Annotated in this window: 22 protein-coding genes and 1 tRNA gene; 20 read left to right on the top strand and 3 right to left on the bottom strand. The window is 58.9% G+C overall.

The features are described 5' to 3' along the window. The first annotated feature begins 43 nt into the window (after positions 1 to 43). The 16 genes from TU73_RS20330 to TU73_RS20255 all read left to right on the top strand — a co-directional run bounded on the left by TU73_RS20330 (position 44) and on the right by TU73_RS20255 (position 12,778). On the top strand, positions 44 to 790 hold the full coding sequence (locus TU73_RS20330) for a YebC/PmpR family DNA-binding transcriptional regulator (protein ID WP_057013723.1): 747 nt from the start codon (positions 44 to 46) through the stop codon (positions 788 to 790). A gap of 171 nt (positions 791 to 961) precedes the next feature. Further along, complete coding sequence (ruvC, locus tag TU73_RS20325) at positions 962 to 1,486, top strand: crossover junction endodeoxyribonuclease RuvC (protein WP_057013722.1); 525 nt, start codon at positions 962 to 964, stop codon at positions 1,484 to 1,486. Between the two features lie 68 nt (positions 1,487 to 1,554). After that, the gene (gene ruvA, locus TU73_RS20320; protein ID WP_003175802.1) at positions 1,555 to 2,166 is read left to right on the top strand and encodes a Holliday junction branch migration protein RuvA; all 612 of its coding nucleotides are present in this window, start codon (positions 1,555 to 1,557) and stop codon (positions 2,164 to 2,166) included. Then, positions 2,167 to 3,225 carry a Holliday junction branch migration DNA helicase RuvB gene (gene ruvB / locus TU73_RS20315; protein WP_057013721.1) on the top strand — a complete coding sequence of 353 codons (1,059 nt, stop codon included), beginning with the start codon at positions 2,167 to 2,169 and terminating at the stop codon, positions 3,223 to 3,225. A gap of 139 nt (positions 3,226 to 3,364) precedes the next feature. Beyond that, positions 3,365 to 3,820, top strand: a complete 456-nt coding sequence (gene ybgC / locus TU73_RS20310) for a tol-pal system-associated acyl-CoA thioesterase (RefSeq protein WP_043049114.1) — start codon at positions 3,365 to 3,367, stop codon at positions 3,818 to 3,820. A gap of 1 nt (position 3,821) precedes the next feature. Then, complete coding sequence (gene tolQ / locus TU73_RS20305; protein WP_043049112.1) at positions 3,822 to 4,517, top strand: protein TolQ; 696 nt, start codon at positions 3,822 to 3,824, stop codon at positions 4,515 to 4,517. A 23-nt stretch (positions 4,518 to 4,540) separates the two neighbouring features. After that, positions 4,541 to 4,993 (top strand): protein TolR, encoded by a 453-nt coding sequence (tolR, locus tag TU73_RS20300; RefSeq protein WP_161793227.1) that lies wholly within the window; start codon positions 4,541 to 4,543, stop codon positions 4,991 to 4,993. After that, complete coding sequence (tolA, locus tag TU73_RS20295; RefSeq protein ID WP_003193863.1) at positions 4,993 to 6,066, top strand: cell envelope integrity protein TolA; 1,074 nt, start codon at positions 4,993 to 4,995, stop codon at positions 6,064 to 6,066. The genes tolR and tolA overlap by 1 nt, the downstream gene beginning before the upstream one ends. Positions 6,067 to 6,083: 17 nt before the next feature. After that, a complete protein-coding gene (gene tolB, locus TU73_RS20290) occupies positions 6,084 to 7,364 on the top strand; it encodes a Tol-Pal system beta propeller repeat protein TolB (RefSeq protein WP_032874245.1) in 1,281 nt (426 codons plus the stop codon). Between the two features lie 55 nt (positions 7,365 to 7,419). Continuing rightward, positions 7,420 to 7,920: a peptidoglycan-associated lipoprotein Pal gene (gene pal, locus TU73_RS20285; protein WP_003209827.1), complete on the top strand. Its 501-nt coding sequence runs from the start codon at positions 7,420 to 7,422 to the stop codon at positions 7,918 to 7,920. Between the two features lie 6 nt (positions 7,921 to 7,926). Beyond that, on the top strand, positions 7,927 to 8,757 hold the full coding sequence (gene ybgF, locus TU73_RS20280) for a tol-pal system protein YbgF (RefSeq protein ID WP_057013720.1): 831 nt from the start codon (positions 7,927 to 7,929) through the stop codon (positions 8,755 to 8,757). A 165-nt stretch (positions 8,758 to 8,922) separates the two neighbouring features. Further along, positions 8,923 to 9,570, top strand: coding sequence for a 7-carboxy-7-deazaguanine synthase QueE (gene queE / locus TU73_RS20275; protein WP_046069313.1), 648 nt, complete (start codon positions 8,923 to 8,925; stop codon positions 9,568 to 9,570). A gap of 123 nt (positions 9,571 to 9,693) precedes the next feature. Next, positions 9,694 to 9,769 (top strand) — tRNA-Lys (locus TU73_RS20270). Between the two features lie 324 nt (positions 9,770 to 10,093). Then, complete coding sequence (locus TU73_RS20265; protein ID WP_162276332.1) at positions 10,094 to 11,206, top strand: DUF418 domain-containing protein; 1,113 nt, start codon at positions 10,094 to 10,096, stop codon at positions 11,204 to 11,206. 374 nt (positions 11,207 to 11,580) lie between these two features. After that, positions 11,581 to 12,165, top strand: a complete 585-nt coding sequence (locus TU73_RS20260; protein WP_057013718.1) for a papain-like cysteine protease family protein — start codon at positions 11,581 to 11,583, stop codon at positions 12,163 to 12,165. A gap of 13 nt (positions 12,166 to 12,178) precedes the next feature. Continuing rightward, positions 12,179 to 12,778: a hypothetical protein gene (locus TU73_RS20255; protein ID WP_057013717.1), complete on the top strand. Its 600-nt coding sequence runs from the start codon at positions 12,179 to 12,181 to the stop codon at positions 12,776 to 12,778. Positions 12,779 to 13,023: 245 nt separating this feature from the next. Here the strand turns inward: TU73_RS20255 and TU73_RS20250 are convergent, their stop codons facing one another. Both TU73_RS20250 and TU73_RS28535 read right to left on the bottom strand, forming a co-directional pair. Beyond that, positions 13,024 to 13,578 (bottom strand): hypothetical protein, encoded by a 555-nt coding sequence (locus tag TU73_RS20250; RefSeq protein WP_057013716.1) that lies wholly within the window; start codon positions 13,576 to 13,578, stop codon positions 13,024 to 13,026. A gap of 80 nt (positions 13,579 to 13,658) precedes the next feature. Continuing rightward, complete coding sequence (locus TU73_RS28535) at positions 13,659 to 15,047, bottom strand: lipid II-degrading bacteriocin (RefSeq protein ID WP_082642642.1); 1,389 nt, start codon at positions 15,045 to 15,047, stop codon at positions 13,659 to 13,661. A 332-nt stretch (positions 15,048 to 15,379) separates the two neighbouring features. Here TU73_RS28535 and TU73_RS20235 point away from each other — a divergent pair, with 332 nt between their 5' ends. The 4 genes from TU73_RS20235 (at position 15,380) to TU73_RS20220 (ending at position 20,983) form a co-directional block, all read left to right on the top strand. Beyond that, positions 15,380 to 16,120 (top strand): AraC family transcriptional regulator, encoded by a 741-nt coding sequence (locus tag TU73_RS20235; protein WP_057013713.1) that lies wholly within the window; start codon positions 15,380 to 15,382, stop codon positions 16,118 to 16,120. A gap of 696 nt (positions 16,121 to 16,816) precedes the next feature. Further along, positions 16,817 to 18,298, top strand: a complete 1,482-nt coding sequence (locus TU73_RS20230; protein WP_057013712.1) for a TolC family protein — start codon at positions 16,817 to 16,819, stop codon at positions 18,296 to 18,298. Continuing rightward, positions 18,295 to 19,446, top strand: coding sequence for an HlyD family secretion protein (locus tag TU73_RS20225; RefSeq protein WP_057013711.1), 1,152 nt, complete (start codon positions 18,295 to 18,297; stop codon positions 19,444 to 19,446). Before TU73_RS20230 ends, TU73_RS20225 begins: the two co-directional genes overlap by 4 nt. Next, the gene (locus tag TU73_RS20220) at positions 19,439 to 20,983 is read left to right on the top strand and encodes an MDR family MFS transporter (protein ID WP_057013710.1); all 1,545 of its coding nucleotides are present in this window, start codon (positions 19,439 to 19,441) and stop codon (positions 20,981 to 20,983) included. The genes TU73_RS20225 and TU73_RS20220 overlap by 8 nt, the downstream gene beginning before the upstream one ends. 75 nt (positions 20,984 to 21,058) lie before the next feature. On the opposite strand, the gene TU73_RS20215 is transcribed toward TU73_RS20220, so the two are convergent. Beyond that, on the bottom strand, positions 21,059 to 26,014 hold the full coding sequence (locus tag TU73_RS20215; protein WP_057013709.1) for a hemagglutinin repeat-containing protein: 4,956 nt from the start codon (positions 26,012 to 26,014) through the stop codon (positions 21,059 to 21,061). Positions 26,015 to 26,099: the final 85 nt, after the last annotated feature.

Genomic DNA, 26,099 nt, shown 5'->3' with positions numbered 1-26,099 from the left:
TGGGGCGGGATTGAAAGGTTTCTAGAGAATTCGGAGTTGTGTTATGGCTGGCCATTCCAAGTGGGCGAACATCAAGCACCGCAAAGAGCGTCAGGATGCCAAGAAGGGCAAGATCTTCACCAAGTGGATTCGCGAACTGACCGTCGCTGCCCGCCAGGGTGGCGGTGACCCGGGCTCCAACCCGCGCCTGCGCCTGGCGCTGGACAAGGCGCTGGGCGCCAACATGAGCCGCGACATCATTGACCGCGCCGTGGCCCGTGGTGCCGGTGCGGCCGATACCGACGACATGGTCGAGTTGACCTACGAAGGCTACGGCCCGGGCGGCGTGGCGGTGATGGTCGAGTGCATGACCGACAACCGCAACCGGACCGCCGCAGCCGTACGCCATGCGTTCAGCAAGTGCGGTGGTAACCTTGGCACGGATGGTTCGGTCGCGTACCTGTTCGAACGCAAAGGGCAGATCACCTTCGCCCCTGGCACCGATGAAGACGCACTGATGGAAGCCGCAATGGAAGCGGACGCCGACGACGTGGTCACCAACGAAGACGGCTCTATCGACGTGTTTACCTCGTTCGCCAGTTTCTACGCCGTGCGTAATGCCCTGGAAGCCGCTGGTTTCAACGGCACCGACGCGGAAATCGTGATGCTGCCGACCACCAGTGCCGAACTGGACCTGGAGGGAGCGCAGAAGGTGTTGAAGATGCTGGATATGCTTGAAGACCTGGATGATGTGCAGAATGTGTATTCGAATGCCGACATCCCTGAGTCTGTGGCCGAACAGCTCACTTAAGAACGATGAATATCCACTGTGGGAGCTGGCTTGCCTGCGATAGCATCACCTCGATTTGACAGAAACACCGAGGTGCCCGCATCGCAGGCAAGCCAGCTCCCACAGGGGTTCTATGCTGTTACACAGATGTGTGCCTGGCACATACCGTTGTAAATCCAACCCGCAGGCGTTATGACTTTAATCCTAGGTATCGACCCCGGTTCGCGCATCACCGGTTTTGGCGTGGTGCAGCACACCCCGCGCGGCTGTATCTATGTGGCCTCGGGTTGCATCCGCACCGGTGCCGGCGAATTGGCCGAGCGGCTGCAGATCGTTTATCGCGGCGTGCGTGAAGTTATCCAGACCTACGGCCCGGTCACCATGGGCATCGAAAAAGTGTTCATGGCCAAGAATGCCGACTCAGCGTTGAAGCTCGGCCAGGCCCGTGGCGCCGCCATCGTGGCGGGTGCCGAGGAGAGCATGGAGATCGCCGAATACACCGCGACCCAGGTCAAGCAGGCCGTCGTTGGCACTGGTGCAGCGAACAAGGAGCAGGTGCAAATGATGGTCATGCACATGCTCAAGCTCACTTCAAAGCCGCAGATCGACGCCTCCGATGCCCTGGCCATCGCCATTTGCCATGCGCACACCCGCTCCAGCCTGTTGCCTCACGGCTTGGGCACCGCACGTAGTCGTGGCGGGCGGCTACGTCTCTGATAGCATCAGCGCATTCGTTATTTGCGGTCAGGCCCTGACCTGACCCTCAAGCCTTAAGGATCTGAACCGTGATTGGACGCTTGCGCGGCACCCTGGCTGAGAAACAGCCGCCGCACCTGATTCTGGATGTGAATGGATTGGGTTATGAGCTGGAAGTGCCCATGACCACCTTGTATCGCCTGCCGTCGGTCGGCGAGCCGATAACCCTGCACACGCATTTAGTGGTGCGCGAAGACGCGCAACTGCTCTATGGTTTCATCGGCAAGCGTGACCGCGATTTCTTCCGCGAGCTGATTCGCCTCAATGGCGTGGGGCCAAAACTGGCCCTGGCATTGATGTCGAGCCTGGAAGTGGACGAGCTGGTACGTGCCGTTTCCGCCCAGGACACTTCGGCCCTGACCAAGGTGCCGGGCGTGGGCAAGAAAACCGCCGAGCGCCTGTTGGTGGAGCTCAAGGATCGCTTCAAGGCCTGGGAGGTGGTGCCGAGCATGTTCGCCCTGGTACCGAACCAGCCGGATATGCCGGCAGGCCAGGTCGCCAGCGCCGAAAGCGATGCGGTCAGTGCGCTGATCTCCCTGGGCTACAAGCCCCAGGAGGCGAGCAAGGCGGTATCGGCCATCAAGGACAAGAACCTGAGCAGCGAAGACATGATCCGCCGAGCCCTGAAGGGAATGATTTAAGTGATTGAAGCTGATCGTCTGATCGCGGCCACCGGCCCGCGTGACCGTGAAGAAGTCCAGGACCGGGCCATCCGTCCCCTGAGCCTGGCCGAGTACATCGGCCAGCCTACCGTGCGCGAGCAGATGGAGCTGTTTATCCAGGCCGCGCGCGGGCGCAGTGAGTCCCTGGACCACACCCTGATCTTCGGTCCGCCGGGGTTGGGCAAGACCACCCTGGCCAATATCATCGCCCAGGAAATGGGCGTGTCGATCAAGTCCACCTCCGGCCCGGTGCTGGAGCGTCCTGGCGACCTGGCGGCGCTGCTGACCAATCTTGAACCCCACGACGTGCTGTTCATCGACGAGATCCATCGGTTGTCGCCGATTGTCGAGGAAGTGCTGTACCCCGCGATGGAGGACTTCCAGCTCGACATCATGATCGGCGAAGGCCCGGCGGCCCGTTCGATCAAGCTCGACCTGCCACCGTTCACCCTGGTCGGGGCGACCACCCGCGCGGGCATGCTGACCAACCCGCTGCGAGACCGTTTCGGCATTGTTCAACGTCTAGAGTTTTATAGCACTGCCGACCTTGCAACCATCGTCAGCCGTTCGGCGAGCATCCTGGGCTTGCCCCTGGACCCGGAAGGCGCCTTTGAAATCGCCCGACGCGCCCGCGGTACGCCACGGATTGCCAACCGCTTGCTGCGTCGGGTGCGCGACTTTGCCGAGGTGCGTGCCAAGGGTCATATCACCAAGGCGGTGGCGGACCTGGCATTGAATCTGCTGGACGTGGACGAACATGGCTTCGATCACCAGGACCGGCGCCTGCTCTTGACCATGATCGAGAAGTTCGACGGTGGCCCGGTCGGCGTGGACAGCCTGGCCGCGGCCATCAGTGAAGAGCGCCATACTATCGAGGATGTGCTCGAGCCATACCTGATCCAGCAGGGCTACATCATGCGTACACCGCGGGGCAGGGTGGTCACGCGCCACGCTTACCTGCACTTCGGGTTAAATATTCCGTCACGATTGGGGGAGATGCCCGTGGTAGACGAATTCCTCGATGCAGGGGACGATTAAAAAGGTCAGGCCAGACGATTTATCTGAAGTTTGTGCTGTCCCAGTGTCTGGTGTCGTCATTCAGGCAGTGGAAATGTTTTCAGGTATTGAAAAAACAGTTGCCCAGCCAATTGGCAACCTGAGGAGTAAGCACTAGAGTATGCGCGCGCAAAACGGGGATCAGTCGTTCGCACATCGCTGTCGCGTTTATTACGAGGACACCGATGCCGGCGGCATCGTTTATTACGTCAACTACCTCAAGTTCATGGAACGGGCTCGCACCGAGCGGCTACGGGAGCTGGGCTTTGCCCAATCCCAGCTTGCCGGGGAGGACCTGTTATTCGTCGTGCATTCCAGCGAGGCGCGTTACCACGCACCGGCGCGACTGGACGACGAGTTGCTGGTCAGCGCTGAAGTCATCGAATTGAACCGTGCCAGCCTGCGCTTCAAGCAGCAGGTCAGGCGGGCCACGGATGCAACGCTGCTCTGCGAGGGGCAGTTCCTGGTGGCGTGTGTGCGCACCAACAGCTTGAAACCTCGGGCCATTCCCGAAACTCTACGTGCGGCCTTTGCTGCCGTGAGCGGCGCGGGTCAACAATCAAAGCAGGAGATTTAGCGTGGAACCTACCGTCGTCGACCATTCCTCCATGTGGAGCCTGGTCAGCAATGCCAGTGTCGTGGTTCAACTGGTCATGCTGACCCTGGTAGCCGCATCGGTTACCTCTTGGGTCATGATTTTTCAGCGCAGCAACATGCTGCGCGCCGGTCGACGTGCCCTGGAGAGCTTTGAAGAGCGCTTCTGGTCGGGTATCGACCTGTCCAAGCTGTATCGCCAGGCCGGCAGCAACCCGGACCCGGATTCAGGCGTCGAGCAGATCTTCCGCGCCGGCTTCAAGGAATTCTCGCGTCTGCGCCAGCAGCCTGGGGTTGACCCGGAAGCCGTGATGGAAGGTGTGGCCCGTGCCATGCGCGTGGCCATCTCCCGTGAGGAAGAAAAGCTCGAGCAAGGCCTGCCGTACCTCGCCACCGTAGGTTCCGTCAGCCCGTACATCGGCCTGTTCGGTACCGTGTGGGGGATCATGAACTCCTTCCGCGGCCTGGCCCAGGCCCAGCAAGCCACACTGGCCACCGTGGCCCCGGGTATTGCCGAAGCCCTGATCGCCACCGCGATCGGCCTGTTCGCCGCGATCCCCGCAGTAATCGCCTACAACCGTTTTGCTGCAACCAGCGAAACCTTGATCGGCCGTTACTACACCTTCGCCGATGAGTTCCAGGCGATCCTGCACCGTAAAGTGCACACCAGCGAAGAATAAGCAGGTAATTCCCAATGGCTTTAATCGCTCGAGCTCGCAAAAAGCGCAAGCCGGTCGCCGAGATGAACGTAGTGCCCTACATCGACGTGATGCTGGTGCTGCTGGTGATCTTCATGGTGACCGCGCCGATGCTCAACCAGGGTGTGAAGGTTGATCTGCCCAAGGTTTCCAGTGAAGCCTTGCCGCAGGACAACAACACTCAGGTCCTGACCATTTCGATCAAGGCTGACAAGACCTACTACTGGAACCTTGGCAGCGAAGTCGACACCCAGAAGCAGCAGGACAAGGCCCTGACCTTGCCGGCGATGACCGATGCGGTGACCAAGATCATTCGCTCCGGCAACGAAGGCGGCAAGCACACCCAGGTGTTCATCCGCGGTGACAAATCGGTCGACTACGGTTCCGTCATGGGCGCCATGGGCGGGCTGCAGAAGGCCGGCGTCGGTAACGTTGGCTTGATTACCGAGGCGCCCTGATGCAGCAACAGCGAGAGCCGTCCGCCTCGGAAAGCTACTTCTGGCCTGGCGTGTGGGCAATTGCCCTGCACGTGCTGGTGTTCGGCATGCTGTTTGTCAGCTTTGCCATGACCCCGGACCTGCCGCCAGCCAAGCCGATCGTGCAGGCGACCCTGTATCAGCTGAAATCGAAAAGCCAGGCCACCACCCAGACCAATCAGAAGATTGCGGGTGAGGCCCAGAAGTCGGCCGCGCGCCAGACTGAAGTCGAGCAGATGGAACAGAAGAAGGTCGAGCAGGAAGCGGTGAAGGCTGCTGCGGAACAAAAGAAAGAAGAGGCGGCTCAAAAGGCCGAGGAATCGAAAAAGGCTGACGAAGCGAAGAAGGCCGACGAGGCGAAAAAGGCTGATGAAGCCAAGAAAGCCGAGAAAGCTGCCGAAGCCAAAAAGGCCGAAGAGAAACAATTGGCTGATATAGCCAAGAAGAAGTCGGAAGAAGAAGCCAAAAAGGCTGCCGAAGAAGAGGCCAAGAAAAAGGCCGCTGAAGAAGCCAAGAAAAAGATCGTCGAAGACGCGAAGAAGAAAGCCGCCGAAGACGCCAAGAAAAAAGCTGAAGCAGACGAGGCGAAGAAGAAAGTCGCCGACGAAGCGAAGAAGAAAGCTGCCGCCGACGCCTCCAAGAAAAAGGCCCAGGAAGCAGCGCGCAAATCCGCCGAAGAGAAAAAGGCCCAGGCCCTGGCAGATTTGCTTTCCGACACGCCGCAGCGTCAGCAAGCCTTGGCCGATGAGCGTGGCGATGAAGTCGCGGGCAGTTTCGACGACCTGATTCGGGCGCGGGCAGCGGAAGGCTGGACACGTCCACCTTCGGCACGCAAAGGCATGACAGTAGTGCTGCAGATCGGCATGTTGCCGGACGGTACGGTGACTTCGGTCAGCGTGGCCAAGTCCAGTGGTGACGGTTCGTTCGACAGTTCGGCGGTCGCCGCAGTCAAGAATATTGGCCGGTTGACCGAGATGCAGGGAATGAAACCAAGTGACTTCGCTCCCTATCGTTCATTCAAGATGACATTCACACCTGAGGATCTAGCCTTGTGAGAAACCTTCTTCGAGGAATGCTTGTCGTTATTTGCTGTATGGCAGGGATAGCGGCGGCGGATGAAAAGAACATCCTGGTAACCAGCGGCAGTGATCGGGCCACCCCGATTGCAGTCGTGCCTTTCGGTTGGCAGGGCGGCAGCGTGCTGCCGGACGACATGGCCCAGATTGTCAGCGACGACCTGCGTAACTCCGGTTACTACGCGCCGATTCCAAAAGGCAACATGATCAGCCAGCCCACCCAGGCCAGCGAAGTCATCTTCCGTGACTGGAAGGCCGTCGGTGCCCAGTACCTGATGGTCGGCAGCATCACGCCGGCCGGCGGTCGCCTGCAGATCCAGTACACGTTGTTCAACGTGGCCACCGAGCAGCAGGTCTTGACCGGCAGCGTATCGGGTACTGCCGAACAACTGCGCGACATGGCCCACTACATTTCGGACCAGTCGTTTGAAAAGCTCACCGGCATCAAAGGGGCGTTTTCGACGCGCCTGCTGTATGTGACGGCTGAGCGTTTCTCCGTAGACAACACCCGCTACACCTTGCAACGTTCGGACTACGACGGTGCACGTGCAGTGACCTTGTTGCAGTCCCGTGAGCCCATCCTGTCGCCGCGCTTCGCGCCGGACGGCAAGCGTATTGCCTACGTATCGTTCGAACAGCGTCGCCCGCGTATCTTCGTGCAGCACATTGATACGGGTCGTCGTGAGCAGATCACCAACTTCGAAGGCCTCAACGGTGCGCCAGCCTGGTCGCCGGATGGCTCGCGCCTGGCTTTCGTGCTGTCCAAGGACGGCAACCCGGATATCTACGTGATGAACATGGCCTCGCGTCAGCTCTCGCGTGTGACCAGCGGCCCGGGCATCAACACCGAACCGTTCTGGGGCAAGGATGGTTCGACCATCTACTTCACCTCCGACCGTGGCGGCAAGCCTCAGGTCTACAAGGCAAATGTGAACGGTGGCGGCGCAGAACGTGTGACCTTTATTGGTAACTACAACGCCAACCCCAAGCTTTCGGCCGATGAAAAGACGTTGGTGATGATTCACCGTCAGGATGGTTTCACTAATTTCCGGGTTGCGGCCCAGGATTTGCAGCGCGGAACCGTAAAAATCCTTACAGATACCAACCTTGATGAGTCAGCCACTGTTGCGCCCAACGGCACCATGGTAATCTACGCCACCCGCCAGCAGGGCCGGGGAGTCTTGATGCTCGTGTCCATTAATGGACGCGTAAGGCTCCCACTTCCTACCGCACAAGGCGAAGTCAGAGAACCATCCTGGTCCCCTTACCTGAACTGACGCGGCGCTACAAAAAGAAGTACTTAACACACTGGGGTTCATTAGGAGTTTCACGATGGAAATGCTGAAGTTTGGTAAGTTTGCTGCTCTGGCTCTGGCTCTGTCCGTAGCCGTTGGTTGCTCCTCTAAAGGCGGCGACAATGCCGGTGAAGGCGCAGCTGTTGATCCAAACGCTGGTTACGGCGCCAACACTGGTGCGGTCGACGGCTCCCTGAGCGAAGAAGCGGCTCTGCGCGCTATCACCACTTTCTACTTCGAATACGACAGTTCGGACCTGAAACCAGAAGCCATGCGCGCTCTGGACGTTCACGCCAAGGACCTGAAAGCTAACGGCGCTCGCGTTGTTCTGGAAGGTAACACCGACGAACGTGGTACTCGCGAGTACAACATGGCACTGGGCGAGCGTCGTGCGAAAGCCGTTCAGCGCTACCTGGTACTGCAAGGTGTTGCTCCAGGCCAACTGGAACTGGTTTCCTACGGTAAAGAGCGTCCAGTTGCTACTGGCCACGACGAGCAGTCCTGGGCTCAGAACCGTCGCGTCGAACTGCGTAAGTAATTCGTCATGCGAACGTGCCGTCGTGCTCTGACTGTATTGGCTCTCAGCTTCGCACCGCTTGCGGTGTGGGCTGCGGTTCCTGTAACGGATAGCAACTCAGGCTATAACAATAGCGGGAGCAGTTATCCGCCAGCGGGTTATGGCACGAACGGCGCCTATGCGGGGGGAGCGGCTACGTCCGCTCCCTCGGCACAGGGCGAACTGTTCAACCAGCTGCAACGCATGCAGGATCAATTGGCCCAGCAACAAGGCGCCATTGAAGTACTGCAGAACCAGGTGAACCAGCTGAAGCAAGAAGGCCTGGAGCGTTACCAGGATCTTGATCGTCGTATTGGAGCCGGTGTTGCACCTGCCGCTACTCCTGATAATTCTTCTGCCGGTGGCGCGCCAAGCGCTGCTGCCGGTGGCGCAGCAGCGGGGGCCGCAGCTGCCGCCCCTGCTGCCAGCAGTGAACCGGGTGATCCGGCGAAGGAAAAACTGTATTACGATGCAGCCTTCGACCTGATCAAGGCCAAGGATTTCGATAAGGCCAGCCAGGCCTTTACCGCATTCCTGCGCAAGTACCCCAACAGCCAGTACGCGGGCAATGCCCAGTACTGGTTGGGCGAGGTCAACCTGGCAAAGGGTGATTTGCAGGGGGCAGGCCAGGCTTTCGCCAAGGTCAGCCAACTGTACCCCAAGCACGCCAAGGTGCCGGATTCGCTGTACAAGCTTGCTGACGTAGAACGCCGCCTGGGTCATACCGACAAGGTCAAAGGCATTCTGCAACAGGTGGTTGCCCAATATCCGGGGACGTCCGCCGCCCAGTTGGCCCAGCGGGATCTGCAGCGCTTGTAAGCGCATCTTTCCCGTTGAGAAGAAACCCGCGCCTGGCGCGGGTTTTTTCGTTAGAATCCACGCCCTTTTATGAAATACGCTTCCTGGGGTTGACGCGTTGGCGCAATCCCTTGAAGTGCCTGACGGAGGCGGACAGCCTGTTTAGCTGTTACGCCCGTGGCGACTATGCAAGACACATTACGTATTACCGAAGTCTTTTACTCGTTGCAGGGTGAAACGCGCACTGCTGGCCTGCCCACCGTATTTGTACGGTTGACCGGCTGCCCATTGCGTTGCCAATACTGTGACAGCGCCTACGCCTTCAGTGGCGGCACCGTGCGCACCCTCGACGACATCCTGGAACAGGTTGCCAGCTACCGGCCGCGCTACGTCTGTGTGACGGGCGGTGAGCCACTGGCGCAACCCAATGCCATTCCCTTGCTCAAGCAGTTGTGTGACGCCGGTTACGAGGTCTCACTGGAAACCAGTGGCGCCCTGGACATTTCCGCTGTAGATCCGCGTGTAAGCCGGGTGGTCGACCTCAAGACGCCAGGCTCCAAGGAAGCGCATCGCAACCTGTACGCGAACATGGACCTGCTGACGGCCAATGATCAAGTCAAGTTCGTGATCTGTTCCCGTGACGATTACGACTGGGCCAGCTCCAAGCTGATCCAGTACGGCCTGGATCGTCGTGCGGGCGAGGTGCTGTTCTCGCCAAGCCACCACGACCTCAACGCTCGCGACCTGGCTGACTGGGTCGTGGCAGACAACCTGCCGGTGCGCCTGCAATTGCAGCTGCATAAGTACCTGTGGAACGACGAGCCGGGGCGCTGATCCGGCTGCTGCGAGAGGCGTTCTACCGACCGAATTACCGTTCAAATGCGTTTTTTCTGATTTATTTCAAATAAGGTGTTGAATAATCCTTAGAAATCAGTATTATACGCGCCACCACACAGCGGGTCGTTAGCTCAGTTGGTAGAGCAGTTGGCTTTTAACCAATTGGTCGTAGGTTCGAATCCCACACGACCCACCATTTTTGGCGGTTTAGAAAATCCGGAAGGCCCACGTAAGTGAGGATTTCCGGGTTTTTTTTTGCCTGTGAATTGAGGGCGAAGCTGCAAGCTTGCAGAAAAACCGCCCCACCTGTCTGATATGCAGCCGTCAGCGCTTCACATCATTTTTTTAAAGCCCACCGGTTTCCATTCCTGCGCGCTCGGTGACCATTCTAGCTGTCGCCGCGTGTAGCCCCTTACTCCTCTCTCTGATCCTGCCATTAAATCTCTTGACGAATTGAGCGACCGCTCAATATCATTGTTTTTGAGCAGTCGCTCAATAAATGCACAAGACGATGATGACGATGAACAAGCCACCCAGGAACACGTCAGTTGACCTGATCCGTACCGCCGCCTTAGTCGGTATCTGCGTAGTTAACCTGCCGTTTCTTGCGCTACCGCCGGCGCAGGCAATCGGCATTCCCGATGCCCACGGTGACCGCGTCGCGGCGTTCTTGATCGAGTTCTTGTTCCAAGGAAAGTTTTTCCTGATTTTCTCATTCATTTTTGGATGGGGCGTGCATATTCAAATCCAATCTGCGGCGAGGGCCGGTGTGCAATTCAAAGGGCGCTATTTCAGAAGGCTCATCGGTTTAGCAATCTTTGGCTGCCTGCATGCGGCTCTGGTTTTTCCCGGCGATATATTGTTGCTCTATGCCTTTCTTGGATGTTTACTTTGGCCATTTCGGAACTGTGCACCTCGCACGCTTATAAAAACGGCGATGAGCATGGTCGGTTTAGAGCTTGTAACCTTAGTTGTCCTGGCGGTTCTTCTTTCGATCTACCCGACTACACCTGTTAATCATGCGTTGGATGACGACTTTGTAGGTGCCACGCTCACAAGAATTTTCGAATGGCCAGGAACGTTCGGTTTTCTAATTCTATTTCAAGGGCCATTAGCCTTTGGTGCAATCCTCTTGGGCCTGGCAGCTGCGAAAGCAGATTTCTTTGAGCCTGGGAATCGAGAGCAAAAACAACTCATGCGTATTGCCCCTTTATTGCTGTTACTAGCAGTCCTGACAAATCTCGCTTTCGCGCTAGCGCCTAAAGAAGGTGATCTTGTAGAGCTAATGGGGCTTTTATCTTTCGCAATAGGCGCTCCTTTAATGTCAGCTGTCTACATCAACGTGCTGTTGCGATGCGGCACATGGGCCAACTTGCCAGATGTTCTGGTTGCAGCAGGTCGAAACTCTCTCACTGCCTATGTACTTCAAGGGATCATTGCAGGCGTGTTTTTCGGTGGGTATGGGCTTGGCTTCTTCGGTGAGCTTGGCAACCTCGCGTTGATACCTCTTGCTGTAGGCATAGCGCTCATCTCAATGACCCTCACTGGTCTGATAGCTAAGTACGCGGGCCAGGCCCCTTTAGAAAAAATCTTGCGGTTAATCACCTATGGCCCTCAGCGTAACGGGGGGTAAAGAGCAGAGAACGCTTGGTTTCGAGCAATTTACGCAGACGAAACCTTGATTGGTTTTATCATGCCGCATTGGCGCTGATCACGATGAGGGGATTTATTAGCCTGGCAGGCACTAAAAAAGGGAACGGATTTATTTCTGGATCAGTCATCCACATTTTTGAGGTTCATCCCGCCTGACAAACCACACGCATTGATCAAAAAATTGCACCAATGCATTTATATATTTGCGTATATGCATATTCCTGTCTAGGGTTACCTCGAGCCAGATCGCAACGCACCCATCAAATATGGGCCACCTTGAACGTCGATAGCTCGGCAGCACCCGCTACACGTTTACCAGCAGGACGCTGGTTTTCATTCATGGAGGATTGAAAAATGTTATCCACTGAAACACCCCAATTCACCGGCGACACACCGCCTGACTGCCTGGTCGGCCATCTGCTCGATCCGCAACTGGTCGAAGTCAAATCGGTTGCTCAGCCCCAAGCAATGGCTGTTGCCAGTCTCAATTTCAGCATGCAGAGACAAACCCAGAGCAATTGGTGCTGGGCGGCTGTTTCTGCCTCGGTCGGCAACTACTACGGCACCGGATCCTGGACCCAGTGCGGTGTAGCCAGCAGCGAGCTTGACCGCAACTGCTGCAACCAACCTGGACCGTGCAACGTCTACGGCTATCTGGATTCCGCCTTACGAACCACGCGCAGCTATAACGGCATGAATCAAGGCTCGTTGCAGATGTCGGCCATCCAGAACCAGATTAACAGGGGCCGCCCCATCGGTTTGCGTTGTGCCTGGTACGGTGGCGGTGCGCACTTTTTGGTGATCTATGGGACCAACGGCAACTACCTGTTGATCGCAGATTCGATCTACGGCTACTCGACCCGTGCGTTGAACGCGTTCCCCGGTTCGTACAACGGCGGCGGCAATTGGACCAACACTTACTTCACCGTAAAAAACTGAGGAGGGCAGCATCATGCAACTGATTTATCCAAAGGCGCCCTCAAACGGCGTACAGACACTGCGCCCGGCGTTGCAAGCCGCGCTGCAAACCCGGGGCCTGGGGGGCAATCATTCATTCGCAGCCGCCGCACCGGGCAACATCAGGCTGAGCGAAGCCTATCGTGGCTACTCGCTCACCCTCGAGGATTTGACTCACGGTATAGGCCTGAAAGACGCTGAGGTCGGCGATTGGCATTACTTGGTGTTTGCCGATGGCGTGACGATTGCGGATGCGCAACTGGCCGACGTAGGCGGACATGTCGAGTTCGCCTCGCTCAACCACGGGCCCCTGGCCGCGGCGACGGTGGATGCGCTGAAAATGGCGGAACAGTCCGCGCAATTGCAAGGTAAAACCGTTGAGCTGCGAGTGCTGTTCATCTCGGCATTGCACGTTGTGGCAATCTGGCTGCACGCCGACAGCGAAGATGTGCTGATCCCGATTGAGCCGACCCCCAAGGAACTGGCGGTCACTCAGTTGTACAGTGAGGCGGCACTGCTCATGCTGCTCAAACCGGCGGCTGATCAGGCCCGCAAGCGCTTCGACGCGGACACCAGTGGACTGTTGGGCAGTTGATCGCCCTTAGGTAATCACCGGACACCGTCCGGGTTTGCCTTGTAAATAAAGGCGCCGCCTGTAAAAAGGCGGCGTTAAATGGAGTTTTTCCATGATTCGTGCACCTTGGGGAAGTAAGCAGTACTGGGATGATGGTGAGGCAAAAGATCTGGGAGAAGGGGATATGGTCACTAGTCCGAAATAGGCTTGCACCTGTTCCGGGACTAAATATCCTTTTGTTCGTAATTTTTCTATATGGCATGAAGCTAACGCTGTTTGTTCTTGTTTATTAAAAGTCTCGGTATGTATAGTAAAGAGAAATATAAAATTAAAGTAATAAAATAAATAATAAATAGCACGCCAGAAGAGAATATTGCATAGGTAAATATGTGTGTGCCAAACAATCGCCATTTCAAGTTGTGAGCCGCCAGGTCATGCGGATAAACATAGGTCACGGATATGATCATGTAGATAAAGCTCGATAAGACTATCAAGCCGAACAAATACTTGCTGATGGTCATATTTGCATATTGATCAGCAGCGATGATCATCCCCTTGCGGACCTTCAAGAAAAAGATCAACGCAAATATCGGTCCGAGCAAGCCAATGTAGTTTGTTATCACTGTGGAGCTGAAAGGAAAGTTAGACGACCAAAACCCTACCGTGCCGAGCAGGTAAGTGTTTATGAAACTTTCAATATTTGCAAAGGGCACGGATGTGGCCTTTGCAGGAAATAAAAAAGCTATGAAAAATATAGGTGCCATGGTCATTGCAATGAATAGATAGGGCAGAGGTATTGACTGTTTGATTGGCTTGTTCATTGCTTGTAAATCCTGTTGTACGATTTTTAATGCTAACACGCTGGGTCCGGACAAGACTCGGCCCGCCCGGACCCTTTGTTTTAGTTAAGAATCAGGTTGTTGATCTCATCGACTTTGGCTGCATCAAAATAGGCAGCGGTGGCTGCCATCATCAAGGCCACCACGACGACTCCAGCGGCAGCCGACGCAAAAACAGGAAAGAAGAACGCCATGCTGGTGGCGAGCAAAATTCCAGCACCGGTGCCGACCGCCATTGCTTCAAGCTCAAGCATGAGCGGCTTCCAGTCGCCGGTTTGAAAACCGGAGACGGTTTTCTCGCGGATGGCTTCTGCTTGTACGACTTTACCGACCACACCGAATGCTTTGCCCAAACGGGTGATGTTATCCGCAAAGGTCGCCTTATCCAGGGCATTCAGCGCGTCGACCACTGCTTGGGTGTCCAGTGCATTGAGTTTCATAGCGGGGTTGGCGCTGACTTTCTCAAAGGTCGCCATTGCTTCTGCATAACTTCTGACTTTCTTGCCAGAGATCTCAGCTTGCATGTCTTGGGCGACTTTGCTCAAGTTGGCACCATATTTTTGAAGCATTTGTTCATTGGCAGTCGATACGAAGCTGACAGCGTCTGTATAGGCAGCCTTTTCATCGGGAGTGAGTTCTTTGGTAACGGTAACTGCGGTTTCGCCTTTGATCACGACCTCAAAGGGCATAGCGCCATGAGCGTCAAATACGCTTTGAAGCGTATTTGCAGCCGCTTCGCCGATGGCCGCTTTGAAACCGGCAGGCATCGAATCGTAGGTGTGGTTGGCGGCGGATACGGAGCCGTTAAATTGATAACTACCGTCCTGAGCCTTATTGAGGGTGCCTTGCAAGGTCAGGGAAAGATTGTCTATCCACGTTGCAAGCTGCCAGGACGTGGCGTCTGGCGTAAAAGGAATATTGCCAATGGAAATCGGCGACGTTCCGATTGGCGCTGAGGCTAGAACGTCATTGAACACAGCGCTTGAGATGCTCGGTGAGTTCAGCCCGAATAGGTTGATTGAGGTTTCGGTTGGAGTACCTTTGCCGTAAAGAAAGTGCCCAACGGCTGCGACCGGAGTCAGATCACCGCCCGAAAGGCCTGGAGAGGAGGTTACGCCACCTGATTGGAAATATTGCTGGGCGTAATTCAGACCATGGCCAGACGTCAGGCCCGGATTAAAGTAAAGGTAGCTATCTGCAAACGGCACCGATTGCAAATCATGTACGATCCCTGGCGCTGGCCCACCTGTCATTCCCCAGGTGACCTGTTCGTCGGCGATTTTGATTAGCATCTCGCGCCACAACCCCTGGCGATAATAAGCAAAGCGTTCCAGCATCTGCCCTTGGAACACAACTGCCGGGTTCGGCGCGGGAAACGGCAGGCCTCCAGGATTTGCCGGGTAACCGGGTTCGGTGGCAGTGACGACGATGGGTGGAAGAACGATAGTCATGAGTCGATATCCTTATCGATATATATTTCGGTCAATTGTTGGGAATTACCCCTCTGGCTCGGCCTCGCCGCGCTGCTCGTCGGTAGCGATGAATCGGCATAAGATGAGGCCTGCTGATACTGTGTATCCATACAGTTTAATTTTCAAGGCGAAATTATGCATTTGTGCATTTTTTCTGATGTGCGGGTTGTTTCCGCACTCAAGACGCGCCGAACGCTCCTGGCGGTCTGCCCTAAAAAGGAGAAACGATATGATGCTCACAGCCTCTTCCTGCAATTGCCGACATAGCTCGCTTCCCTCAAGACGAGCGAACGCCGCGATGGCCTGCTGAAATGAACGCGCCTACCCCATTAGCGGCGCTCGCCGCTAACTATGAACACGGCCACATCGTGGCGCCCCATCGACATGACGAGGGCCAGCTCGTCTATGCCATCAACGGTGTGATGCTGGTGTCGGTGGAGGCGACGGCCTGGGTGGTGCCTTCCGGGCATGCATTGTGGGTGCCTTCAGGGAGGGAGCATCAGATCCGCATGACCGGTGAAGTGCGTATGCGCACCTTGTTGATCTCGCCGGGGGCGCATCGTGGCTTGACCTCGGAGTGCGAGGTCATCAGGGTTTCGCCGCTGTTGCGTGAGCTGATCGTCGCTGCGGGGGATAAGCTCGACAGTGAGCCGGCGTTGTTGCGCCACGCGCAGATTGTCGAGTTGATTTTCTCGGAGCTCGACCGGGCACAACGGGTGCTGGCACATGTGCCGATTCCGGATGAGCCGAGGCTCAAGTCGCTGTGTGCGGGCTTTATCGACAACCCTTCCCAGGAGTCGACACTGGAGAGTTGGGCGCTGCAGCTCAATATGAGTTCGCGTACCTTGGCGCGGCTGTTCCAGAAAGAGTTGGGCATGAGTTACGGCGAATGGCGCAAGCGCACGCGGTTGTTGCTCAGCATGCAGCGGCTGGCCTGTGGCGTGTCGATCCTGGAAGTGGCGCTGGAGCATGGTTATCAGAGCCCGAGTGCGTTTACTGCGATGTTCAAGCGCACCATGGGTTACACCCCGAGTAACTGTCGATTGGTGTGATTTGATCTGGCGATAGGCTTACCTGTCAGCCTCGGTCCAAATGTGGGAGGGGGCTTGCCCCCGATGGCGGTGGGTCAGTTACAGGTTTGCTAACTGATACTCCCTCATCGGGGCATAGGTATCTACACAACTTTGTAGGCTGTAGTAGCCGACGGTAACCACGATGCGAAGCGAGTCGCTCTTGATCTTGATCTGCTTTTGATCTTAGGCGACCCCCCAAATCACTGGCGAATTACGGGCACACCGAGCCTGAGCGAGGTGCCGAGTGGTGGGGCAAGAGCCTTTTGGTTACTTTTGGGCTCTTCAAAAGTGACCCGCTGTAAAAGCGGAACCAATAGCAGCCATTACCGCAGGAACGGATATGTACGCGGTCTGACCCGAGATCCTGGTCAGCTTTAAGGCCGCCTTCGCAGGCAAGCCAGCTCCCACATTTGGATCGCGGTGCGTCAGCTCGATCAGCGTCGGCTGTCAGTCCGTCACGGGAGCAAGCTCCCTCGCCACAGGTCCAGCGTCGCCCCAAAGTTGTGTAGATACCTATGCTCATCGGGGGCAAGCCCCCTCCCACATTTGGACCGAGTACTGCCAAGCTACCCCGCACCTTGTCCCAATCAAAACGATGGTTGTCCGGAACTCGGGAGATTCGCACCCCGTTGCGCTCTTACCCTGGGTCTCTACTTGGGCTTCTGGATTTCTTCGATGGGTTCGCCTTCTTTTCCCCCACCGCATGGCCGTCTGGCGCTGCTGGGCATTGCGCTGGCGTTGTCGGCGGGTTGTTCGTCCTGGGTTGCCCATGCGCCCGCACGGCCACACCCGGAGCGTATCAATGCCCTGAGCCACTTGCCGCAAGGTGTATCGGCCCAGGCGTTACCCGAGCGCTGGTGGCAGTTGTACAACGACCCGAAACTCGATGGGCTGGTGCAGCAGGCATTGCTGCACAACCGCGACCTGGCGGCGGCCCAGGCCCATGTGCAAGCGATGCTGGCCGGGATCATGCAGGCTGATGCCGAGCGCTGGCCGTCCACCCAGGCGTCACTGGGCGCCGAGTACGGCAAGACGGCCGATGACCAGACCCTGGCCAAGGCCACCGATAGCCATGCGCCGTCACAGTGGGCCTTCAACCCGGGCTTTGAACTGGCGTATCAAGTGGACGTCTGGGGTCAGGTCCAGCGCAGTATCGAGCGGGCCCAGGTGCAAGCCGCGGCGGCGCAGGACGCCGAAGACCTGCTGCGCATCACGGTCGTGGCGCAAACCACCCGCGCCTATGTGAATGCTTGCGCCCTCGGTGCCCGTGCCAAGGTCCAGCGTCATTCGTTGGACGTGGTCGGGCGCAGCCTGGCGCTGATCGATCGCCAGCGCCAGGCCGGTGTGGTGACGGACCTTGAATACACGCGCATGCAAGCCCTGCAGGGCGAAACCCAGGCCTTGCTGCCGATGCTGGAGGCGCGTCGGCAAGCGGCGCTGTACGAGCTGGCAATGCTGACCGGCGTGGCTGATCTGGAACAAGACGCTGGCGCTGCGACCTGTGAGGTGGTGCCGCAACTCAATGCCGAACTGCCGGTGGGCGATGGCTGGCAATTATTGGCGCGCCGCCCCGATATCCGTCAGGCCGAGCGAGCATTGCAGGCGGCCACGCTGCAAGTGGATATCGTCCAGGCCGACCTGTACCCGAAGGTGACCTTCGGCGCCTCGGTGTCTTCATCGGCCAACAGGCCCCATGAGCTGGGCGACAGCAGCGCGGTGATGTTCGGCATTGGCCCGCTGATCACCTGGCAGTTCCCCAATTGGCGCGCCAACCGCGCGCGGGTCAATCAGGCGCGGGCGCTTGAGCAGGTGGAGGTGGCGCAATTCGAGGCCAGCGTACTCAAGGCTCTCAAGGAGGTGCGCCAGGCCTTGGCCTTGTATGACGGCGAGCGCCAGCGTCACGCGGCCTTGAGCCAGGCACTGGACAGCAGCCGCCACGCCTACAGGTTGGCCCAATTCAATTACGACGCGGGGTCTATCGATTTTCTGGACGTGCTGGACAGCGAGCGTGAACTGATCCGCTTGCAGGCCACTCGCGCCGACGCCGACGGCCAGTTGCTGCAACGCCAGATCAGCCTGTTTCGGGCGCTTGGCGGTGGTTGGCAGCCTTCAGCTCCCATCCACGCTTACACCACTTTTTCCGGTACCCAGCCATGAATATCGCCGTTGATGAAAAAACTGCTGTCCAGGATGAATTGGCGCATACGCGCAAGCAACGTCGCAAACGGCACCTGATCCTGCTGGGCGGCGCGGCGCTGTTGATCGCAGCGGTGGTGTTCGGCGTGTACTGGATGACGGTCGGCCGATATCTGGAACAGACCGATGATGCCTATGTGCGTGCCGACTGGATTCCCATCAGCCCCAAGGTCTCCGGGTATGTGGCCCAGGTGTTGGTGGAGGACGACCAGCCCGTCAAGGCCGGGGATGTGCTGGTGCGCATCGAGGACCGTGACTATTTGGCCCGCCTGGAACAGGCCCGTGCACAACTGGCCGAAACCCAAGCTTCGGTGGCGGCGCAACAGGCCAACCTGAACGTCACCGACAGCCTGATCGCCCAGCAACAGGCCGGCGTTGCCCAGGCTCAGGCCCACGCCCGCAGCGTGGCCGCCGAGTTGCACCGCGCTCGCCTCGACCAGCGCCGCTACGAAGGGTTGGTGCGCGAACATGCCGCCAGTGCCCAGCGCCTGGAAACGGCGGCCGCCAGCTACACCCAGGCCAGCGCCGCGGTGGAAATTGCCAAGGCCATGCAACGTCAACAGGAAACCCGGTTGACCGTTGCCATCAGTCGCCGCCAATTGGCCCAAGCCTCGCTCCAACAACAGATTGCCCGGCGCAGCCAGGCCCAGGCGCAGTTGAACCTGGCGACCCATGCGCAGGAAGACACCTTGATCCGCTCGCCCATCGACGGCGTGGTGGGGCAGCGCAAAGTGCGCACCCGCCAATACGTCGCGCCAGGCTTGCCGCTGCTGGCGGTGGTGCCCTTGCAGCAGGCCTACGTGGTGGCCAACTACAAGGAAACCCAATTGCGCGACATGCGCGCCGGCCAACCCGTGGACATCAGCATCGACAGCTACTCAGGACGCAAGCTCAAGGGCCATGTGGTGAGTTTCTCGCCAGGTTCGGGGGCGGTGTTCGCACTGTTGCCGTCGGATAATGCCACCGGCAACTTCACCAAGATCGTGCAGCGCTTCCCGGTGAAAATTGTCATCGATGAGCATGATCAGGGCGGGCCTATCCTGCCAGGCATGTCGGTGATCACCACGGTCGATACCCGGCCAGCCAACCAAGGCGTTGCACATGACTGAAGCCGCTGAAAAGAGCGTCTCCTTTCGTGCCTGGGTGGCGGTGATCGGTGGGCTGTTCGGCTGTTTCATGGCCGGCATGAACGTGCATGTGACCAGCGCCGCATTGCCGGAAATCGAGGGCTCCCTGGGGGCGACTTTCGAGGAGGGCTCGTGGATCTCCACCGCCTACCTGGTCGCAGAAATCGTGATGATCCCGCTGACCGCCTGGCTGGTGCAGGTGTTCTCCCTGCGCCGGGTGATGCTGGTGGGTTCGTTTGTGTTCCTGGTGGCGTCCATTGCCTGCTCCTGGGCGCCCAACCTGGAAGTGATGATCATCATTCGGGTGATCCAGGGCGCGGCCGGCGCGGTACTTATCCCCTTGTCATTCCAGTTGATCATCACCGAGCTGCCGCCGAGCAAGATTGCCATGGGCATGGCCTTGTTTGCCCTGTCCAACAGCGTCGCCCAGGCCGCCGGGCCGTCCATCGGTGGCTGGCTGACCGATGCCTATTCCTGGCGCTGGATTTTCTACCTGCAACTGGCGCCGGGTATTCTCTTGCTGCTGGCGGTGGCGTGGTCCATCGACGCCAAGCCCATGCAGTTGAGCCTGCTCAAACGCGGCGACTGGGGCGGCATCATCGCCATGATCGTCGGCCTGGGTGGCTTGCAGATCGTGCTGGAAGAAGGCGGGCGCAAGGATTGGTTCGGCTCCGATTTCATTGTGTGGATGTCACTGGTCGCAGGCGTTGCCCTGGTGTATTTCGTGCTGTCGCAGCTGTATGGCAGCCGCTCCTTCATCAACCTGCGCCTGCTCAAGAGCTATAACTTCGGGGTGGCCAGTGCGGCAATGTTCATTTTCGGCGGGGCGACCTTCGGCCTGGTGTTTCTGGTGCCCAACTACCTGTCCCAGTTGCAGGGCTACAACGCCCGGGAAATCGGCATCAGCCTGATCGCCTACGGCATGGTGCAACTGGTGCTGGCGCCGTTCATGCCACGCCTGATGAAGTGGCTCAACCCGAAACTGATGGTCGCCAGCGGCTTTTTCATCATGGCGCTGGGGTGTTATCTGGGGGCGCATCTGGATGTGGATAGCGCTGCCAACGTGATCATTCCTTCCACGGTGGTGCGCGGTATCGGACAACCGCTGATCATGGTGGCGCTGTCGGTGCTGGCGGTATCCGGCTTGGCCAAGGATGAAGCCGGTTCCGCCTCTGCCTTGTTCTCCATGCTGCGTAACCTGGGTGGTGCCGTGGGCACTGCGGGGTTGACGCAGATCGTCGCCATGCGCGAGCGCTTTCACTCTGAGCGGGTCGGGGAGTCGATCACCCTGTTTTCGCCGTCCTTGCAGGAGCGTCTGCGCGCCAGCATGGCCGACAGCGAAGCGTTTATTTTCAATCAATTGCTACCCGCCCAGCAGCAGGTACTTGAGGGGCTGATCCGTACCGTGCGGCGCGAGGCGTACCTGATGGCCTACAGCGACGCGTTCTACGTCTCCTGTGTTGCGTTGGTGCTGTGTGGTGTGGCGGCCCTTGCCTTGCGGCAGCAAGCCAGGAATTAGGTCTACGAATGTGGGAGGGAGCAAGCCCCCTCCCACATTGGGATCTGTTTCGTTCGGTAATCGGATGCTTAACCTTTAGTTGATGCCTTGATCAATCCCCGCCTGCAAGACCTGGCCCTGACTGTGCCCACCCGCTCGCAGTGGTCCCAGGTTGAAGGCTTGATCCTTGCGCGTGGCGTCATCCTGTTTCTGGGTCAATTCATCCTTGGCTCCCAATGCGAGGTTGACCGGTGATTTCGAGACGTTCAGCCCGACATCAGCACGGTAGTCGCTGCCGGCCAATGTCGTAGCGGTGACTTTGGAACCGCCCAGCTCGACCTTGCCATGCTCGGCGCCGAGCCGCGCCCCCGTGAGGCGCGTATCGCCCCCGACCTGTAGATTGACGCCTTGGCTTGCGCGAATGCCTGACGCCTGGGTGACGCTGTCCTTGACCACATGGCTGACGTCCAGATACAGGGTCGGGGTGTAGTTGGTGTTGCCACTCTTGTCACCGAACAACACGCTTTCAGCGGTATCGGCCACCGAGCTGCCGGTGGTGTTCTTGCCGCTGACGACGTAGCTGTCGCTGTTTTTCGGCCAGACCTTATCCTTGAAGCCCGACAGGCGTGTGCCCAGCGCCTCCTTCTTGTCCGCCAGGTAAGCCTTGGCCTTGTCTACGCGAGTGCCGAAGGCGCCACGGGGCTCGGGGTTCACATCGTAACTGCCGCTGCGGGTGAGTTTTTCTTCCAGGTGTTCCTTGGCGTTGACGACGTCGTTGACCACTTTGTCCTTGGCCGAAGCCAGGTGCCCGGTGCTTTTGTCGACGACGTTCTCCAGTTTGTCGCGATGCTTGTCGAACGCACCTTCGGCCTTGGCTTGCACTTTGTCCTTGAGCGGGCCGGTGGCAGTGGCGAGTTTATCCACCACGCCAGGCTGGTTTTTTTCCACATCCAGCCTGGCATCGACATTCACCTGGGTGCTGTTGACATGGTCCTTGCGGCTCTCGACGACGAGATCGCCACCCACCTTGCCATTCACCTGCTCGGCTTCGATGCGTGCCCCGGCCAGATGGGTGTCGCCGGCACTGTTGATGACCACGTTGCCAGCCTTGATCAGGCTGTCATGCTGGGTGGTACTTTGCAGGTGATCCACGTCGACCTTGGCCCGCGCATTGATGCCGCGCTGGGTCTTGGGTGTTTCGTGCTCCCCGGCGTCGGCCAAGGTGGTCTTGCCAACGCTGCCACCCGCGCCCAGGGTCACTCCCCAGTTGGCATGGGCCTGGGTCGATTGTGCAGACTCTTGCAGGATGCCGCCGTTCTGCGCGTCGAGGCTGACGCTGGTCGCGTTGACTTGAGTCCCCTGCAAGTGCAGGGCATCGGCCGCCTCGGCACCACTGGCGAGGCTGACCTTGCCGTTGCTGTGCAACTGCCCGACGACGACGCCCTGGTCATTTTCCGCCACTTTGCCGATGTTGAAATTGGCGCTGAGGCTGCCGGTCTTGCTGCTGCTGTCGGCGCTGCTGGTCTTGCCGGCGCCGATGGTCAGGCCGCCGCCCAGGTTGCTGCCGCTACTGATGTGGCTGTTGGTGGCGGCTTGCAGGTTCAGCCTGCCCTCGGCATTGAGGTTGATATCGCCGGTCTTGGCGGCGCTGGAGCCGATCTGCGAGCCTTGCAGGGTCATGTCGCCGCCGCTGCTGAGTTGGATCGGCCCGCTGCCCTGGACCGTCGCGACGCGGGCCTGGCTGTCCTGGGTGTCCAGGCGTTTGTTGTCCAGTTGCACACCGGCACCGAGGTTGACGTTGGTGCCATTGCCGCCCGGCGCGGTGCCCACGCTCAATGAACCGTTGCCGCGCAAGGTGCTGCTGTTTTTGCTCTGTCTGTCGTTGGCCTGGTTGAGCGCCAGCTCACCGCCGGTCTTGAGGTTGACGCCTGCCTGGTCGCCGTTGAACTGGCTGCCTTCATAGCGCGCATCGCCCTTGACCTCGATGCTCACGCCCTGGGTGCCGGCATAGTTGCCGACCACCGCCGTGCTGCTGGTTTCAAGCACATCGCTGCTGCCGCCCAAGCCGCTGCCGCGCACATTCAGGTCTTCACCGGTGGTGGTGTAGATCCGCACGCCGACCTTGGCGTCCACGCCTTGCTCGCTGCTGCTGTGGGTATTGGCTGCCGCCTTGGCGATATGCTCGCCGGCCTTGATCGTCAGCCCACCATCGGTGGCCCGGTATTGAGTGCCTGCATCCTGCAGTTTCCCAGCGGTATCGACCTGCACCGTGGCGCCGCTGAACTGGCTGACCACCGCTGTGCTGTCCTGCTGTGTGCGGGTTTTGTGGGTATGTGCGACTTCCACATCCAGCCCGACATTCGGCTGCTCGAACGCGTCCAGTAAACCAGGCTGATGGAACTTGACCTGGGCCACGCCTTCGACGGCTTTTTCGATCGGGCGGGTGATGCCTTTGTACTCCACATTGGCGCCGACATCGGCGGCCCAACCGTTTTCCTTATGGGCGCTGGTCTCGGTGGAATGGGCTGCCTGGTTGTCGATCCGGCCCGCGTTGACCTGCAACTCGGTGCCGGCCTTGACCTGCGCGCCCTGGCTGGTAAGGGTGTCGCCGACGTTGATGGCCAGCTTGCCGGCCGCTGCCACGGTGCTGGTGTGCGCGGTGGTTTTGCTGTTGGTGTCCTGGCTGCTCTGGTGGCTCAATTGCGCGCCACTGCCAGCCCGATCAAGGCCGCCGGTGTAGTAGAAGCTACCACCGGTAGTGGTCTTGTCGATGGCTTGGGTGCTGTTGTCGTCGGCCGCCAACAGCGCGACGTTTTGACCGCTCAAGCTTGCATCGCCTTGGGTCGTCTTGAGGTCGGAGCCCTTGATGCTCACATCGCCGCCAGCGCTGACGACCACACTGCCGCCTTTAAGACTGGAAGCCTGCTGCCGGGTGGTGTCGGTCTTGCGGGTTTGCTGCTGGTCCTCATAGCTTACCCCTGCGCGGTATTGACGGCTGCCGTCGGCGGTTTCCCTGGCGTAGCTATCGAAGCCACGGGTATGCGTGCTGGTGGTGCCGTGGGTGGTGTTCTCGGCCGCATCCACCTTGATATCGCCCTTGGCCTGTGCCTGCAGTTCGTCGCCGGCAGAGACCTGGGAACCAGTGACGGTGATGTCTTGGGCGCTTTGCAGCTTGAGGTTGCTGTCCGAGCGCAGGTGGCTGGCGACTATGGTGCTGTCCTTGAGGTTCTTGCGGCTTTCGTCCTTGGAGATGCCGAAGAACTTGCTGTCGTTGCTGTAGCGGTTGTCGTGGGAGGTGTCCTGTACGCCGTCGATCACCAGCGAGCCCTTGTCGCTGATGACACTGGCCTGCTTGCCGCCACGGGCCTGGCTGCCGCTGATGCGCACGTCGTCGGCCTTGACGATCAGCTTGCCGTCGGCGTTGACCTTGCTGCCGGTGTTCAGGGTTTTGCCCTGGTTACCGTCGCCTTTCTTACCGAAGAAGCTGCCACCGGTCAGGTCGCCGGAGTAGGCGTTATCGCTGCTGCTTTGGGTGCGGCTGGCGCTGGCGATTTCGACTTGGCCACCGGCCAACTGGATATCGCCTGGGGTTTTCAGCTCGGCGCCCTGGAGTTGCAGTTTCTGCTTGCTGGTCAGCGCCAGCGTGTTGCCAGCCTTGAGGCTGGTGGTAACGCTGCGTTGTTCGCTGCTGGATTTGTCCCAGTTGGCTTTCCACAAATGTTTGCGATGGTTGCCTTGGTCGCGGGTTTCATGGGTTTCGGTGGCTGCGTTCACTTGCAGATCGGCGCCGCTGTCGATGCGCAAGGCGCTACCGGCTTGCACCTGGCTGGCTTTGATTTCGGTGTTGGCGCCGGAGGACAGCGCGGCATCCTGTTGCGCGACGACCTTGTTGCCGTGCTGGCGCGAGTCCTTGTCGGTGGTGGTGCGGTCATAGGTTTCGTAGGTGAACAGGAAGTTGCTGTTGTCCCACTGTTCACGTTTTTCCTGGAGCTTGCGGCTTTCCAGGCTGCTGAGGGTCAGGTTGCGGCTGGCGGCGAGTTTGACGTTACGCCCGCTGACGTCGGTGGCCGCCAGGTTCAAGTCCCTGGCACTGTGCAAGTCGACATCGCCGTGGCGGCTCTGCACACCGGCGCGGGTGGCGTCGAGGCTGTTGGCGTGGACCTGGCCGCTGATATCGAGGTCGCCGGCCGAGCTGATTTTCACGCCGTCACGGCCGTCCACCTGCACGCCACCCACGCGCACGCCGGCACCTTCGGCGGTGCTGACGATATTGATGCGCCCGGCCAGCATCGCCCCGAACAGGCGTGCGTCGATACGCTGGTCCTGGGTCTTGCTGGTCGGGTCTACCTGGCTGACTTGCCCGCTGGCGAAGTCGACCTGGTTGCGCCCGACCGTGAGGTTCAATTGATCATGGGCACTGATGCTGCCGTCGCTGTCGATACGTGGCGCGATCAGGTTGATGGAGCCTTCGCGGTTGTGCAGGCCCTGGCCTTGCACCGTCAGTTGACCGGTGGCATCCCGCGTGCTCAAGGCTTGCAGTGTGCCGTTGTCGAGTTCAGGGCGGCCGACCACCAGGCTGGCATTCGGGGTGTTGATGAAACCGCCGCCATTCACAGAAATGCCGTTGGGGTTGGCCAGTACATAATCGGCGGCCTGGCCGAAAATCTCCTGGGCGCCGTTGATGGCCGAGGCATTGCGACTGATTACTTCATTGAGGATCACGCTCGCCGCCTGGCCCTGGAACTGCGGGTTGGCCGCCAACTGCCCGGCGAGCTTGGACACGTCGGCCTGCAAGGCATTGTTCAGCACCAGGCCCTGGCGGTCGACGTTGTAATCTAGAAACTGGTTATGGGACAGGCCGCCGGCATTCGGCGCGACGATGTTGACGATGGGCACACCGCCCTGGTTTTGCAGTTGCGGCGTACCGCCAGGCCCTTCGGCAACGGTCACGCCCGCGGCGAGCGCAAGCTGGGGCAGCAGGAACAGGCTGGCAATGGCCAAGCGCAGTTTGCCCTGGGGCGAAAGGCGAAAGCTGTGGGAAGTAGTCGGCATAAATGATCTCGCTCTGTGTTGGCTGATCCACGTCGTGCGTTGTTCGTTGCAACGCTGTTGGGGTGGTCAGGTACGGCGGTTGACT

The sequence above is a fragment of the Pseudomonas libanensis genome (assembly GCF_001439685.1).
GTDB lineage: Bacteria > Pseudomonadota > Gammaproteobacteria > Pseudomonadales > Pseudomonadaceae > Aquipseudomonas > Aquipseudomonas libanensis.
This window is presented reverse-complemented; position numbering and strand designations above follow the sequence as displayed.

Excerpts from the sequence above, each read along its gene's own strand:
- ybgC (WP_043049114.1), top strand. The coding sequence starts at position 3,365 with ATGCGCGCGCAAAACGGGGATCAGTCGTTCGCACATCGCTGTCGCGTT.
- TU73_RS28535 (WP_082642642.1), bottom strand. The coding sequence starts at position 15,047 with ATGACTATCGTTCTTCCACCCATCGTCGTCACTGCCACCGAACCCGGT.
- TU73_RS20215 (WP_057013709.1), bottom strand. The coding sequence starts at position 26,014 with ATGCCGACTACTTCCCACAGCTTTCGCCTTTCGCCCCAGGGCAAACTG.
- queE (WP_046069313.1), top strand. The coding sequence starts at position 8,923 with ATGCAAGACACATTACGTATTACCGAAGTCTTTTACTCGTTGCAGGGT.
- ybgF (WP_057013720.1), top strand. The coding sequence starts at position 7,927 with ATGCGAACGTGCCGTCGTGCTCTGACTGTATTGGCTCTCAGCTTCGCA.
- TU73_RS20230 (WP_057013712.1), top strand. The coding sequence starts at position 16,817 with ATGGGTTCGCCTTCTTTTCCCCCACCGCATGGCCGTCTGGCGCTGCTG.
- TU73_RS20330 (WP_057013723.1), top strand. The coding sequence starts at position 44 with ATGGCTGGCCATTCCAAGTGGGCGAACATCAAGCACCGCAAAGAGCGT.
- TU73_RS20235 (WP_057013713.1), top strand. The coding sequence starts at position 15,380 with ATGAACGCGCCTACCCCATTAGCGGCGCTCGCCGCTAACTATGAACAC.
- ruvC (WP_057013722.1), top strand. The coding sequence starts at position 962 with ATGACTTTAATCCTAGGTATCGACCCCGGTTCGCGCATCACCGGTTTT.
- TU73_RS20255 (WP_057013717.1), top strand. The coding sequence starts at position 12,179 with ATGCAACTGATTTATCCAAAGGCGCCCTCAAACGGCGTACAGACACTG.
- TU73_RS20265 (WP_162276332.1), top strand. The coding sequence starts at position 10,094 with ATGAACAAGCCACCCAGGAACACGTCAGTTGACCTGATCCGTACCGCC.
- tolB (WP_032874245.1), top strand. The coding sequence starts at position 6,084 with ATGCTTGTCGTTATTTGCTGTATGGCAGGGATAGCGGCGGCGGATGAA.
- TU73_RS20225 (WP_057013711.1), top strand. The coding sequence starts at position 18,295 with ATGAATATCGCCGTTGATGAAAAAACTGCTGTCCAGGATGAATTGGCG.
- pal (WP_003209827.1), top strand. The coding sequence starts at position 7,420 with ATGGAAATGCTGAAGTTTGGTAAGTTTGCTGCTCTGGCTCTGGCTCTG.
- TU73_RS20260 (WP_057013718.1), top strand. The coding sequence starts at position 11,581 with ATGTTATCCACTGAAACACCCCAATTCACCGGCGACACACCGCCTGAC.
- TU73_RS20250 (WP_057013716.1), bottom strand. The coding sequence starts at position 13,578 with ATGAACAAGCCAATCAAACAGTCAATACCTCTGCCCTATCTATTCATT.
- TU73_RS20220 (WP_057013710.1), top strand. The coding sequence starts at position 19,439 with ATGACTGAAGCCGCTGAAAAGAGCGTCTCCTTTCGTGCCTGGGTGGCG.
- tolA (WP_003193863.1), top strand. The coding sequence starts at position 4,993 with ATGCAGCAACAGCGAGAGCCGTCCGCCTCGGAAAGCTACTTCTGGCCT.